The organism is Streptomyces sp. NPDC037242 (genome assembly GCF_055604165.1).
Genome location: NZ_JBVJUY010000015.1, coordinates 18,274 through 31,628, shown reverse-complemented (window position 1 = coordinate 31,628; position 13,355 = coordinate 18,274). Strand labels below are relative to the sequence as shown.

The following is a 13,355-nucleotide window of genomic DNA, read 5'->3' as shown; positions in this document are numbered from 1 at the left end:
CTCATGCGGCCGCACTCTAGGAGTTGGAGCGCACTTCAGGGCAAGGGCTTTCCGAGGCCGACCGGTCACCCGTCCCCCACCGCCGGGCCCGCCGGTCCCCCCGGCCCGGCGGGCCCCCGTAAGGCGGACACGGACACGGTGCTGCTCCCGTACGGCGGCGTGCGCCGTGCGGGAGCAGCACTCCCCCCGTGTGCGGCGTCAGTCCGCCAGTGGCAGGTAGACCCGGTTGCCCGCGGCGGCGAACTCGGCGGACTTCTCCGCCATGCCCGCCTGGATCTCGTCGGCCTTCAGGTCGCCGCCGTGCTCGCGGCGGATGTCCTGGGAGATCTTCATCGAGCAGAACTTCGGACCGCACATGGAGCAGAAGTGCGCGGTCTTGGCCGGCTCGGCCGGGAGGGTCTCGTCGTGGAACTCGCGGGCCGTGTCCGGGTCGAGGGCCAGGTTGAACTGGTCCTCCCAGCGGAACTCGAACCGCGCGTCCGACAGCGCGTCGTCCCACTCCTGGGCGCCCGGGTGGCCCTTGGCCAGGTCCGCGGCGTGCGCAGCGATCTTGTACGTGATGACGCCGGTCTTCACGTCGTCGCGGTTGGGCAGGCCCAGGTGCTCCTTGGGCGTGACGTAGCAGAGCATCGCGGTGCCCCACCAGGCGATCATCGCGGCGCCGATGCCCGAGGTGATGTGGTCGTAAGCCGGCGCCACATCCGTGGTCAGCGGGCCGAGCGTGTAGAACGGCGCCTCCTCGCAGATCTCCTGCTGGAGGTCGATGTTCTCCTTGATCTTGTGCATCGGGACGTGGCCCGGGCCCTCGATCATCGTCTGCACGTTGTGGCGCTTGGCGATCGTGTTGAGCTCGCCCAGCGTCTTCAGCTCGGCGAACTGCGCGGCGTCGTTGGCGTCCGCGATGGAGCCGGGGCGCAGGCCGTCACCCAGCGAGTACGTGACGTCGTACGCCGCGAGGATCTCGCAGAGCTCCTCGAAGTTCGTGTAGAGGAAGTTCTCCTTGTGGTGCGCCAGGCACCACGCAGCCATGATCGAGCCGCCGCGCGAGACGATGCCGGTCTTGCGGCGGGCGGTCAGCGGCACGTACGGGAGCAGCACGCCGGCGTGGACCGTCATGTAGTCGACGCCCTGCTCGGCCTGCTCGATGACCGTGTCCTTGTAGATCTCCCAGGTCAGGTCCTCGGCACGGCCGTCGACCTTCTCCAGCGCCTGGTAGAGCGGCACGGTGCCGATCGGCACGGGCGAGTTGCGCAGCACCCACTCGCGGGTGGTGTGGATGTTGCGGCCGGTCGAGAGATCCATGACCGTGTCGGCGCCCCACTTGGTCGCCCAGGTCATCTTGTCGACCTCCTCCTCGATGGAGGAGGTGACCGCGGAGTTGCCGATGTTGGCGTTGACCTTCACCAGGAAGCGCTTGCCGATGATCATCGGCTCGATCTCCGGGTGGTTCACGTTCGCGGGAAGCACCGCGCGACCTGCGGCGATCTCCTCGCGGACGACCTCGGGGGAGACGTTCTCGCGGATCGCGACGTACTCCATCTCCGGGGTGATCTCGCCCCGGCGGGCGTACGCGAGCTGCGTGACGGCGACGCCGCCGCGGCCACGGCGGGGCTGCCGCGGGCGGCCCGGGAAGACCGCGTCGAGGTTCTTGAGGCCACCGCGGGGCGAGGTGTGCTTGATGCCGTCGTCCTCGGGGCGCACGGGGCGGCCCGCGTACTCCTCGGTGTCGCCTCGGCCGATGATCCAGTTCTCGCGCAGGGGCAGCAGGCCCCGGCGGACGTCGGTCTCGATCTGCGGGTCGGTGTACGGCCCGGACGTGTCGTAGAGCGTCACGTCCTTGCCGTTGGTGAGGTGGACCTGGCGGACCGGCACCCGGATGTCCGGGCGGGAGCCCGCCAGGTATCCCTTGTGCCAGCCGGGCTGGCGCTCGGTCTGGCCGTCGGTGTCCTGGCTGACGGCAGGCGTGCGTGCGTCCTGAATGGTCATGAGACCTGATCTCCCTACGCCGGCATTACCCGGTAACAGGTTCGGCGGTCGACGCAGCCTCTTCCCGTACGCATTCACTGCGCGTACGGTGATCAGCGCCCTCTCAGCCCGGTGCTCCGAGCTCCCGCGTTGTGCAAAGGTGCCCCCACGCTAGCGTCATGTGTGGCGTGCTGAACAGTGGGCCCCCTCATCTGTTGCGATGATCTACGGGTGACGTCCTCGCCGCAGCCCCCCGCCGAGCCCACTGACCCCACGGGTCACACAGGTCATACCGACCATGCGCATGCGGGCCCCGGGCACTCACACGGACACTCCCACAGCCACGGCCCGGCGGCTCCCGTCTCGAAGCACCTGCGCAAGGTGATCGCGGCCGTGCTGATCCCCTTCGCCACCGCCGTCTTCATCGGCATGGTGGTGCTCTGGCCGGGTGGCGCCCCCGCGCACGAGCGCTCCGGGGTGGGTTTTGACCGCCAGACCCAGCAGGGCAAGGTCGTCTCGCTGGCGCGGGTCGACTGCAAGTCCGTCAACGCCTCCCAGGTGCCGGCCACCGGCGACACCTCCACACCCGAGGGACGCGAGGCGCAGGCCGCGCAGACCGGCGAGTGCAAGAAGGCCACCATCGAGGTCGGCACCGGACCGGACAAGGGCCGGACCTTCATCGAGATCGTCCAGCCGGGCGCACCACGGCAGTTGAAAGACGGTCAGGACGTGGTGGTCGCCTACGCGCCGGACGCCCCCAGGGACCTCCAGTACTCGGTGATCGACGTGAACCGGAAGTTCCCGATGGCGCTGCTCGCCGGGATCTTCGCCCTCGCAGTGGTCCTGGTCGGCCGGATGCGCGGGCTGTTCGCGCTCATCGCGCTCGTCGTCAGCTTCGGCGTACTGACCCTCTTCATCCTCCCGGCGATCCTGCAGGGTTCGAACCCGCTGGTCGTTGCGGTGGTCGGGGCCAGCGCCATCATGCTGATCGCGCTCTACATGTGCCACGGCCTGACGGCCCGTACGTCGGTCGCCGTCCTGGGCACGCTCGTCTCACTGCTGCTGATCGGGCTGTTGGGCTCGATGTTCATCGGCTGGGCGTTCCTCAGCGGCAACACCGAGGACAACACGGGGCTGATCCACGGGCTGTACCCGAACATCGACATGAGTGGTTTGCTGCTCGCAGGCGTGATCATCGGGTCGCTCGGTGTGCTCGACGATGTGACGGTCACCCAGACGTCAGCAGTCTGGGAACTCCATCAGGCCGACCCGGCGATGGGCCCCCGCGGCCTGTACCGGGCGGGCATCCGGATCGGGCGGGACCACATCGCCTCAGTGGTCAACACCCTGGTGCTGGCATACGCGGGCGCCGCGCTGCCACTGCTGCTGCTCTTCTCGATCGCGAACAGCAGTATGGGTTCCGTGGCCAACAGTGAACTGGTGGCGGAGGAGATCGTACGAACCCTCGTGGGCTCGATCGGACTGGTGGCCTCGGTGCCGGTGACAACGGCGCTGGCCGCGCTGGTGGTTTCTGCCGACCGACCGGGATCCCCGGCCACCGGGGCGGCTGCGGGGCCGGCCCGCGGCGGCCGGGGCCGGCGTCGCAAGCGCTGAAGGATGTGTGGTGCCCGTTGCGCGGACCGGCGTGCACGGCTGGTCGGGCCGTGCGCGCAGCCCGTCGTCGGGAGCGGCAAGTCGGTGCACTCAGCGCGTCGGCACGCTGAGCCGGTGGTGCGTCTGATCAGCCGGCTGAGTCAGCCCGCGTTCTGCTCGTTCTGCTGCGACTCGGCCAGGATCTTGCCGAGCGCCTCGTCCAGGTTCTCCTCGAAGTCGCCCAGGTTTCGCTCCTGACCGAGCGGAACCAGCCGATCGGTGCGGTCGAGGAACGCGACGAGCGGCGCCGCACTGGCACGGAAGAGTGCCCGGTCGGCCCCGACCTGGAGCCTGATGTGGACGTCGGACAGTTCCTCCGGGTCGGTGGGGGCGATGTGTACGTCGCCGTCACCGCACGGCTTGTTGATGCCGTCCAGCAGTAGTTCCCGGCCGAACGCCCAGGTCACGGGCGCATCTCCGGGAAGGTGGAAGGTCAGGCGGATTGCGTAGGGGTCACGAGCGTCGTACCGGAGCTCCACCGGGATCCGGAACGAGAGCTCCTCGGAAACGAGGAAGCTCATCATGACCTCTGCCTGTACCGACTCGCGCATTGCCTACCCCGCTGTTGTGGAAGTGGCCAGGAATGATCCCCCAGGGCCCTCTTGACAAGAGTGGTGGAAGCGCCAGCAGATCACAAGGAGTGAGTTTTCAGATACTGATAGAGAACGAGAGGGTGCTCAACAGCGCGCCTACTTCACTCCGTAGCCGATCAACCGCATAGAGCAAGCGGTCTTCTTGGTGCAGTGGGAGAGAAATAGCCATGGTCGCGGCAGTGTCACCCGCTGTAATCGGGATGGCCGCGCACACCGTGCCCAGCGCGTACTCCTGACGCTCGGTCACCGGCTGCATCCGCTGGAAGGATGCGATGCGCTGCTCCAGCGCCCGCTGGTCGGCCACGGTGTACGGGGTGATCGCCTCGACGGGGTGGCGGTCCAGGTAGTCCTTGCGCGTCTTCTCGTCGAGCTGGCCCAGCAGGCACTGCCCGATGGCGTGCGCGTGGCCGGTCTCGCGGAAATCGGCCCACTCTTCGCAGGCCGGGTTGGCCGGGGTGTCCGAGACGCCCACGACCTCGATCTCACCCTCGCGGTAGACCGCGAAGTAGACGGGGGCCCCGACCGCGTCGCGGAAGTGCGCGAGGGAGTCGAGGATCATGCTGCGACGTTTCTGCTGGAGTCCGCCACCGGCCAGCCGCCCGGCGGCGTCGCCCAGGACGAACACGCCGCTCTCCCGGCGCAGGTAGCCCTCGTGGGTCAGGGTGCGCAGCAGGTGGTACGCGGTGGGAAGCGGGAGCCCTGCCTCGCGCGCCAGTTGTTTGGCCGGAGCTCCCTCGCTATGGGAGCCCACCGCTTCGAGCAGTCTCAACGCCCGCTGCACCGAACCGATCAGCGTCGGCACACCGGCATTGTGAACCGAAGACAAAGCTCACCCCCAGGCGTGGCGGCAGGCCGTGGGGGGCCCGCCCTGCGGGGGCCGCCCCCGCGTATGCCGTGGCTCCTGGGGGTCGTGCTCGGTGAGTTGCTCTACAGAACCGCGGGTCGAGGCGGCATTACCGGCTTTCGGTGCCCAGGTAACGGCACAGATTGCCACTCTATCTGCCGATTCCCGCAGTGTGAGCGGTTTGGCGTGTCACGTTCCCTCACCTGGGTTAATCCCGTTACCGACCGGCTTGGGCCGTTCTACCACTCGCCGGAGGAGGACTTCGAGCCGCTGCCGCTGAACTTCTTCACGAGGAAGACCAGGCCGGCGACCAGGGCGACGAAGAGCAGGACGTTGAAGACGAATCCGATCAGCGTCGCCAGGACGTGGGTGATCACACCGCCGAAGACGAGAATCACCAGCAGCGGAACGGCGACCCACTTAACCCACCAGGGCATGCCTGCGAATGTTTCTCGGATGCCGTTCATGTCCTCAACCTCTTCCTCGTCCGTGACTTCCTGCTTTCGATGCTAGGAGGCCGCAGACGCCCGCGGGGGCCCGCAAGCCCCCGCAGTCCCCTGACCCGCCCCCTAGGGGGATCAGGGGCTCAACCCTCATCCGGCGCTCCCGCCGCTCACGCCTCCGGCGGGGAGAAGACCACCATCACCTTCAGGTTCTCGGTGATGTGGTGGAACTTGTGCGGGACCCCGGCGGGTACGTAGACCACGCTGCCGTTGGCCACCGTCGTGGTCTCCACGCCCACCGTGATCGAGGCCCTGCCGCTCACGACGAAATACACCTCGTCCTGTCCGTGCGGCTGTTGCGGATCACTCTGCCCCGCATCGAGCGCGTACAGCCCGACCGACATGTTCCGCTCACGCAGGAACTGCAGATAGGCGCCGTCGTTCACGGCCCTCTCCGCTTCGAGCTCGTCCAGCCGGAAGGCCTTCATCTTCGCTGTGCCCCTTGTGCTCTCTCGTACGACCGCCATCAGCAGATCTGCCGATGTTCCACCGGGATCTTCTCTGCAACGATCAGACACATGACGAATTTCGTAGTCAAGACGCTCGCCAACGCGGCGGCCCTGGCCGTCGCCATCTGGCTCCTCGCCGGCATCACCCTGGACGACGGCAGCAGCATGGGCCGCCGGACGCTCACCCTGATCCTGGTGGCGCTGATCTTCGGCCTGGTCAACTTCATCGTCAAGCCCGTGGTGAAGCTGTTCTCCCTGCCGCTGTTCATCCTCACCCTCGGTCTGTTCACCCTCGTCGTGAACGCGCTGATGCTGATGCTGACCTCGTGGCTGGCCAAGCAGTTCGACCTCAGCTTCCACGTCGACAACTTCTGGACCGCGGTCGTCGGCGCCCTGATCATCTCCATCGTCTCCTGGGCCGTGAACATGGTCCTGCCCGACAAGAACTGAAGCGCCCGCATGTACCGCGTGTGCTTCGTCTGCACCGGCAACATCTGCCGCTCGCCCATGGCCGAGTCCGTCTTCCGCGCACGCGTCGCCGAGGCCGGACTCGACCACCTGGTCGAGGTCGACAGCGCCGGCACCGGCGGCTGGCACGAGGGGGACGGCGCCGATGCGCGCACCGTCGCCGTCCTGGAGGCCGCCGGGTACGAGCAGGACCACCGGGCCCGGCAGTTCCGGTCCTCCTGGTTCGCCGGCCTCGACCTCGTCATCGCCCTCGACGCCGGGCACCTGCGGGACCTGCGCGCCCTCGCCCCCACCCCGCAGGACGCCGCCAAGGTCCGCCTGCTGCGGTCGTACGACCCCGCGGTCCCGGCCGCGGAGGCCGACGTACCCGATCCCTACTACGGGTCCCTCGACGGGTTCGAGGAGTGCCTGGCCCTGGTCGAGGCGGCGAGCCCCGGCCTGCTGGACGCCGTACGCGAAGCCGTGAAGGAGTCACCCACCCCATGAGCGAACACGACGGCGCCAGCGCCGTACCCGCGGCCCGGCTCGGCGACGGCACCCTCGCCGTCCGCGCCGGCCTGCCCGAGCCCGTCAAGAACGAGCCGACCATGCCCGGCCCGGTCTTCGCCGCCCACTTCCACCTCCCCGGCGACGTCGACGGCCCGTACACCTACGGGCGCGACACCAACCCCACCTGGACCCTGCTGGAACAGGCCATCGGGGAGCTGGAAGCCCCCGGCCAGGACGGCGTCCACACCATCGCCTTCGCCTCCGGCATGGCCGCCGTCTCCGCCGTACTCCTCTCGCAGGCGCGCACCGGAGACACCGTCGTCCTGCCCTCCGACGGATACCAGGCACTGCCGCTGCTGCGCGAGCAGCTGGAGGCGTACGGAATCCACGTGCGCACCGCCCCCACCGGCGAGGACGCGCAGCTCGCGGTCCTCGACGGGGCGCGGCTGCTGTGGATCGAGACCCCTTCCAACCCCGGGCTCGACGTGTGCGACGTACGCCGCCTCGTGGACGCGGCGCACGCCGGCGGAACCCTGGTCGCCGTCGACAACACGCTCGCCACCCCGCTCGGCCAGCGGCCACTCGAACTCGGCGCCGACTTCTCCGTCGCCAGCGGCACCAAGGGCCTCACCGGCCACGGTGACGTACTGCTCGGATACGTCGTCTGCCGCGACCCCGGGCTCGCGGCGGGCGTCCGCCGCTGGCGCAAGATCGTCGGAGCCATCCCCGGGCCCATGGAGGCATGGCTCGCCCACCGCTCCCTGGCCACCATCCAACTGCGCAGCCAGCGGCAGTGGGCCAACGCCCTGGCGGTCGCCGAAGCACTCGCCGACCGCGCCGACGTGAGCGGGCTGCGCTACCCCGGACTGCCGGCGGACCCGTCGCACAAGACGGCCGCCCGCCAGATGCGGGGGTTCGGATCGGTGGTCTCCTTCACCCTCCCCGACCGCGCGCACGCCGAGCGCTTCATGGCGGCCCTGCACCTGGTCGAGGACGCCACGAGTTTCGGCGGGGTGCGGTCCACCGCCGAGCGGCGCGGGCGGTGGGGCGGCGATGCGGTTCCCGAGGGCTTCATCCGCTTCTCCGCCGGGGCGGAGGACACCGAGGACCTGGTCCAGGATGTGCTGCGAGCCCTCGACTCCGCGGGTACGGGGGCCTGAAACAGCCGTGGAAAGGCGGTCCGAGCCTCCCCCCAAGTGGCTCGGACCGCTTCGGGTTCCGCGCGCGAAGAACCACCTGCACAAGGCTAGTTGACTCTGTGTCAGAGTCCAATCACGGTAACGACAGGACCCTATCGGCATATTTATAGTTGAAGGCCCCCACCGAGAGGGGCCGTCATGGACCTGGCCCTGCTGCGCACCTTCGTCGCCGTGCACCGGGCCGGCTCGTTCACCCGGGCCGCCGCGCTCCTCGGGCTGTCGCAGCCCGCCGTCACCTCGCAGATCCGCACGCTCGAACGCCAATTGGGGCGGCCGCTCTTCCACCGCCGGGCCCGCGGTGTCACCCCCACCGCCGTCGGCGACGAGCTCGCGCACAAGGCCGCTCCGCACCTCGACGCCCTGCTGCGGATCACCGAGTCGGAGCGGGAGGCCGCGGGTACGGCACGCACCCTTCATCTCGCAGGACCTCCCGAGTTCCTGAGCCTGCGCGTACTGCCCGCCCTCGCGCCGCTGGTCGGCCAGGGCCACACCCTGCGCACCGCCCTGCTGACCGACGCGGCGGAGACCCTCGAAGGGCTCGCCGCCGGGCACCACGACCTCGTCGTCGCCACCGCCCGCCCGCGCGGAGCGCTCTTCAACGCCACTGCCCTGTGCGACGAGGAGCACGTCCTGGTGGCCGCGCCCTACTGGGCCGCCCTCGTCGATCCGGACCGGCTAGGCAAGAGCGGCCCCGAGGCCCTGGAGGGCATCCCGGTCGTCGAGGTCCACGAGAGCCTGCCGCTCGTCACCCGCTACTGGGCCACCGTCTTCGACGCACTGCCCGACGCGGCGGCCACCGTCGTCGCCCCCGATCTGCGGGCCGTGGTGGAGTGCGTCCGGGCCGGCGCCGGGCTCGCGGTGCTGCCCCGCTACCTGTGCCAGGACGCGCTGGACCGGGGACAGGTCGTCGCCCTCCTGGAGCCCGCGGTACCGCCGCTGCGCACCTGGTTCCTCGTCGTACGCAGCGGCAGCCTCGCCCTGGCCCACCTCGCGCGGGCCCATGAACGGCTGCTGAGCGCCGGCGCACACTGGTGAGCCATCGGGTTCCGGGCGCCGAGGCGTTTCAGAAGCGGAGTCCTGGGCCACTCTTCTCCCATGACCGAACGTCCCGTGGTCAAACGCACCGCCCGCGCGATCCTGCTCGACGGTGACGACCTGATCCTCATCAAGCGCACCAAGCCCGGCGTCGATCCCTACTGGCTCACTCCCGGCGGCGGAGTGGAGTCCTCGGACGCCACCGTCGTCGACGCCCTCCACCGAGAGGTCCACGAAGAACTCGGCGCGAAGATCACCGATGTGGTGCCCTGTTTCGTCGACACCATCGAGCACATCGCCGACCGGGGAGTGACCGGGGTCAAGGTGCAACACTTCTTCGTCTGCCACCTCGAATCCATGGACCCCGGCCTACGGCACGGCCCCGAGATCGACGAGCCCGAGGGCGAGTACGAGATCGTCCGCGTGCCCTTCAGCCGCGTCGGGATCGCCGCGGTCCACCTCGTCCCGCTGTCCCTGCGCCACTACCTCGACGGCAACATCGAGGGCGTACGTGCCATGCACGCCCCCGACCTGGGCTGACCCGAGCCCCGGCCCGATCCGACGCAACGGAGTGCAGGCGCCTGCCGGTCTCAGCCGGCGACGCCTGCCAGTTCCTCCACCGCGTCGTGGCGAATCCGCTCACCGGGGATCCCGATCCTCTTCAGCGCGTCCACACCACTGCGGATCATCGCTGCGGGCCCCGAGATGAAGGCGTCGTACGAGCTCCAGGGCCCGTGCGTGCCCACCGCCTGGGGCAGCTGCCCGGCCAGCCCGTCCGCGCACACCACGGGCCGTACCGAGAGCCACGGATGTGAGCGCTGGAGCCCCAGCAAGGTGTCCTTGTCGTACAGGTCGCTGTCGCTGCGCGCACCGAAGAACACCTCCACCGGGCGGCGTTCACCGTGCTCGGCCACGTCCTCGATCAACGCCTTGATGGGCGCGATTCCGGTGCCGCCGCCCAGGCAGAGCATGCCGTTGTCGGTGCTGTGGTCCACGACCATCGAGCCGGCCGGCGGTCCGAGCCGCAGCACGTCCCCGGGCCTGGCGTGCCGTACGAGGGCGTTGGAGACCCAGCCCGCAGGGACGGCCTTGACGTGGAAGGACAGCAGCCCGTCGGCGCGCGGCGCCGAGGCGAAGGAGTAGTGCCGCCACACCCGCGGCCACCACGGGGTCTCCAGGCTCGTGTACTGGCCCGCGAGGAAGGCGTACGGCTGGTCGGGGCGGACGGTGATCACTGCGATGTCCGGGGTGCGCAGGTCGTGGGAGACCACCTCGGCGTGCCACCACGGCGGGGCCTTCACCTCGTCCTCGGCCGCCGCGTCGATCATGATCTGGGAGATCGAGGTGTACGCCCGTACCCAGGCCGCCTGGGCCTCCGGCCCCCAGGTGTGCTCCGCGTACCGGGCCAGCGCCCCGATCAGGGCCTCTCCCACCACCGGGTAGTGGCCCGCCACCGTGCCGTATTTGCGGTGCCCGGTACCCAGCCTGCGCAGGTACGGGACGAGGACATCGGGATTGTCGATGTGCTCGGCGGCGGTCAGCAGCGCCTTCAGCAGCCGGTCGCGCTGTACGTCCATCGCGGCGGGGAACATGCCCCGGACGTCCGGGTGCCCGGTGAACACCAGGGCGTAGAAGTACGAGGTCACCTTGTCGGCGACAGGTGCGATCTCCGCGAGCGTCCGGCGGATGAGTACGGCATCGGGGGAGGGCTCGGTCGCGCCGCCCCCGGAGGGTATCCGAGCCGGCCTCCCTCTGGCCGGTCTGGTGGGCGGAGCGTCCATGCGGTGCCTCGCTTCGAGCATCTCGGTAAGGTCTGCACACGCCACGGCCTCAGATCCGTGGTTCCGGGTTTCACAGCGTGCCAGCCCTGCCGAGGGCTGGCGGGGAAATGCGGGAATTCCGCGTTTCGAACCCACTATCCCCTTAAGATGCCTCAACTCCCGGGCGTGCCAACCCCGCCAGCTGATACGCCTCCCGCAGGTCCCGGCCCGTGTAGACATGAGTCGCCCGCTCGGCCAGATACGGCCGCGCATTGACCGCCACCGACCGGGGCACCGCCTCGAAGAGCGCGGCATCGGTCCGGGAATCCCCGTACGCGACACAGTCGCTCCGACTCACCCCGAACTGCGCGCACAACCTGTCCGCCACCATGACCTTGCCCTCGGGCGTCAGGATGCCCGCCGCGTCCACGGGCCGGGTGAAGGGCACCTCCGGGAAGAGCGAGCCGTGCGCGGCATGCGCGCCCCACTCCAGAAGCAGCTCGACGAAGAAGGACGGCGACAGCGAGATCACCGCGCAGTAGTCCCCGCGCTCCCGGATCTCCTGCCATACCTCGCGGATCCCGGACAGCCACGGCGAGCCGTCGAACGCCGCCCGGACATGCGCGGGTGTCAGAGCGGACCAGAGGCCCTGCGCTGCCACCGAGAACTGGTGCGGCCCGATCTCCTGCGCTCCGAAGGCCCGCTCCAGCTCGGCGATCTCGGCCGTCAGTCCGAGCTGGCGGGAGATCTCGACCGGCGCGGCCGAGCCGTACATCAGCGTCCCGTCGAGATCGAAGAGGTGCAGGGTGCTCATAACCGTCGAGGCTAGTCCGTCGCCTGCACGCGAAACAGGATGTTTCACGTGAAACATCGACCCGATTCACGCGGAACGCCCTCATGTTTCACGTGAAACATCCAGTCCCTAATCCCCTGGACGCCCCCCGGCCAATGATCCAGTCTGGGCCCGTGACACCACCACATCTCAGCGAACTTCCGATCCGCGCACTGACCGTGGACGACCTCCGCCACTGCGCCGATCTCTCCGAAGACCGCGGCTGGCCGCGCGAGGACCACAAGTGGGGACTGCTCCTCGCCGCCGGAAACGGCTACGGCATCGACGCCCCTGACGGCCGGGGGCTCGCCACGGCCTGCGTCGTCACCCGGTACGGACACATCGGGACCGATCCGGAGCTCGCCGCCATCGGGATGGTCCTGGTCGCCGACCGCTATGCCCGCCAGGGCCTGGGCCGGCGCCTGATGACGTACATCTGCGATGACGTCCTCAAGGGAGTTCCGCTCACCCTGCACGCGACACCGTACGGCCGTCCCCTCTATGAGGAGCTCGGTTTCGACACCACGGGACGCGCCGAGATGCTGCGCGGCACCTTCCGCCCCGATGACACCGCTCCCGCTGCCACGGCGGACGGCGCCACGGTCCGGCCGGCCACCGGCGAGGACGTCGCACGGATCCTGCGCCTGGACAGCGAGGTCTTCGGCACCGACCGGACCCACCTGATCACCCGGCTGCCCGCCTTCACGGACAGGCTGCTGGTCGCCGAGGACCCCGCCGGCGACCTGATCGGGTACGCCGCCATCTGGCCCAACATGGAGACCCATGTGATCGGCCCCCTGATCGCCCGCGACCAGGTCACGGCCCAAGCGCTCGTCACCGCCCTGGCTGCCACGACCGAGCGGCCACTGCGCACCGATGTCGACGTACGCCACGAGGAGCTCCTCGCCTGGCTCAAGGGCCGCGGCCTCGAATCCGTGGCCTTCAACGCCGTCATGACCCGAGACATCCCCGGCCTGCCCGGCGACTGGACCCGCCGCTGGGCTCCGCTCACCGTGGCAGCCGGCTGAGAAAGGACCCACCCGACCATGACAGCCGCCACTGACCTGGAGATCCGCCCGGCCGGCGAGGCCGACCTGCCCGCGATCGTGGCCATGCTCGCCGACGACCCGCTGGGGGCGACCCGTGAGTCCCCGGACGACCTCACCCCGTACACCGAGGCCCTCAAACGCCTGACCGACGATCCGCGTCAGCACCTGGTCGTCGCCGTCCGCGGGGAGCGTGTCGTCGGCACCCTCCAGCTCACGATCGTCCCCGGTCTCTCCCGCAAGGGAGCCACTCGCTCGATCATCGAGGCGGTCCGCATCCACGCCGATGAGCGCGGCAGCGGCCTGGGCACCCGGTTCATCGAGTGGGCCATCGAGCAGTCCCGCGCCGAGAACTGCCAACTCGTGCAGCTCACCTCGGACGTGACCCGTACCGACGCCCACCGCTTCTACGAGAGGCTCGGCTTCACCGCCTCCCACGTGGGGTTCAAGCTGCAGCTCTGACCGGCCGAGAACGCGGACGCGAAAGGCCGGGACGTTGCGTGCGTCCCGGCCTACGAT

The 13,355-nt window shown here is 69.5% G+C and carries 15 protein-coding genes; 8 read left to right on the top strand and 7 right to left on the bottom strand.

The features are described 5' to 3' along the window. Positions 1 to 198: 198 nt before the first annotated feature. A complete protein-coding gene (gene thiC, locus ACZ7GJ_RS19295; RefSeq protein WP_470753161.1) occupies positions 199 to 1,986 on the bottom strand; it encodes a phosphomethylpyrimidine synthase ThiC in 1,788 nt (595 codons plus the stop codon). A gap of 177 nt (positions 1,987 to 2,163) precedes the next feature. Here thiC and ACZ7GJ_RS19290 point away from each other — a divergent pair, with 177 nt between their 5' ends. After that, positions 2,164 to 3,579: a YibE/F family protein gene (locus tag ACZ7GJ_RS19290; protein WP_470753160.1), complete on the top strand. Its 1,416-nt coding sequence runs from the start codon at positions 2,164 to 2,166 to the stop codon at positions 3,577 to 3,579. A 140-nt stretch (positions 3,580 to 3,719) separates the two neighbouring features. On the opposite strand, the gene ACZ7GJ_RS19285 is transcribed toward ACZ7GJ_RS19290, so the two are convergent. The 4 genes from ACZ7GJ_RS19285 to ACZ7GJ_RS19270 form a co-directional block, all read right to left on the bottom strand. Then, complete coding sequence (locus ACZ7GJ_RS19285; RefSeq protein ID WP_365921803.1) at positions 3,720 to 4,169, bottom strand: SsgA family sporulation/cell division regulator; 450 nt, start codon at positions 4,167 to 4,169, stop codon at positions 3,720 to 3,722. A gap of 97 nt (positions 4,170 to 4,266) precedes the next feature. Further along, positions 4,267 to 5,004, bottom strand: coding sequence for an IclR family transcriptional regulator (locus ACZ7GJ_RS19280; protein WP_470753357.1), 738 nt, complete (start codon positions 5,002 to 5,004; stop codon positions 4,267 to 4,269). A 290-nt stretch (positions 5,005 to 5,294) separates the two neighbouring features. Further along, positions 5,295 to 5,522 (bottom strand): DUF5326 family protein, encoded by a 228-nt coding sequence (locus ACZ7GJ_RS19275; RefSeq protein WP_470753158.1) that lies wholly within the window; start codon positions 5,520 to 5,522, stop codon positions 5,295 to 5,297. A 146-nt stretch (positions 5,523 to 5,668) separates the two neighbouring features. Further along, a complete protein-coding gene (locus ACZ7GJ_RS19270) occupies positions 5,669 to 5,986 on the bottom strand; it encodes a cupin domain-containing protein (RefSeq protein ID WP_470753157.1) in 318 nt (105 codons plus the stop codon). 90 nt (positions 5,987 to 6,076) lie between these two features. Here ACZ7GJ_RS19270 and ACZ7GJ_RS19265 point away from each other — a divergent pair, with 90 nt between their 5' ends. The 5 genes from ACZ7GJ_RS19265 to ACZ7GJ_RS19245 all read left to right on the top strand — a co-directional run bounded on the left by ACZ7GJ_RS19265 (position 6,077) and on the right by ACZ7GJ_RS19245 (position 9,738). Next, positions 6,077 to 6,457 (top strand): phage holin family protein, encoded by a 381-nt coding sequence (locus ACZ7GJ_RS19265; RefSeq protein WP_365921809.1) that lies wholly within the window; start codon positions 6,077 to 6,079, stop codon positions 6,455 to 6,457. A 9-nt stretch (positions 6,458 to 6,466) separates the two neighbouring features. Beyond that, entirely contained in the window at positions 6,467 to 6,961 is a 495-nt protein-coding gene (locus ACZ7GJ_RS19260) for a low molecular weight protein-tyrosine-phosphatase (RefSeq protein ID WP_470753155.1), read from the top strand. Then, positions 6,958 to 8,124 carry a cystathionine gamma-lyase gene (locus tag ACZ7GJ_RS19255; RefSeq protein WP_470753154.1) on the top strand — a complete coding sequence of 389 codons (1,167 nt, stop codon included), beginning with the start codon at positions 6,958 to 6,960 and terminating at the stop codon, positions 8,122 to 8,124. The genes ACZ7GJ_RS19260 and ACZ7GJ_RS19255 overlap by 4 nt, the downstream gene beginning before the upstream one ends. Before the next feature lie 177 nt (positions 8,125 to 8,301). After that, the gene (locus tag ACZ7GJ_RS19250) at positions 8,302 to 9,198 is read left to right on the top strand and encodes a LysR family transcriptional regulator (RefSeq protein WP_470753152.1); all 897 of its coding nucleotides are present in this window, start codon (positions 8,302 to 8,304) and stop codon (positions 9,196 to 9,198) included. Positions 9,199 to 9,258: 60 nt separating this feature from the next. Beyond that, complete coding sequence (locus ACZ7GJ_RS19245; protein WP_470753151.1) at positions 9,259 to 9,738, top strand: NUDIX domain-containing protein; 480 nt, start codon at positions 9,259 to 9,261, stop codon at positions 9,736 to 9,738. A gap of 50 nt (positions 9,739 to 9,788) precedes the next feature. Here ACZ7GJ_RS19245 and ACZ7GJ_RS19240 read toward each other — a convergent pair whose 3' ends face one another. Next, a complete protein-coding gene (locus ACZ7GJ_RS19240; RefSeq protein ID WP_470753150.1) occupies positions 9,789 to 11,198 on the bottom strand; it encodes a globin domain-containing protein in 1,410 nt (469 codons plus the stop codon). Beyond that, a complete protein-coding gene (locus tag ACZ7GJ_RS19235) occupies positions 11,122 to 11,772 on the bottom strand; it encodes an HAD family hydrolase (protein WP_470753149.1) in 651 nt (216 codons plus the stop codon). The genes ACZ7GJ_RS19240 and ACZ7GJ_RS19235 overlap by 77 nt, the downstream gene beginning before the upstream one ends. 134 nt (positions 11,773 to 11,906) lie before the next feature. Between ACZ7GJ_RS19235 and ACZ7GJ_RS19230 the strand changes: the two genes are divergently transcribed. Together ACZ7GJ_RS19230 and ACZ7GJ_RS19225 are read left to right on the top strand one after the other, a co-directional pair. After that, positions 11,907 to 12,818, top strand: a complete 912-nt coding sequence (locus ACZ7GJ_RS19230; RefSeq protein WP_470753147.1) for a GNAT family N-acetyltransferase — start codon at positions 11,907 to 11,909, stop codon at positions 12,816 to 12,818. Positions 12,819 to 12,836: 18 nt separating this feature from the next. Further along, entirely contained in the window at positions 12,837 to 13,298 is a 462-nt protein-coding gene (locus tag ACZ7GJ_RS19225; protein WP_470753145.1) for a GNAT family N-acetyltransferase, read from the top strand. Positions 13,299 to 13,355 lie beyond the last annotated feature (57 nt).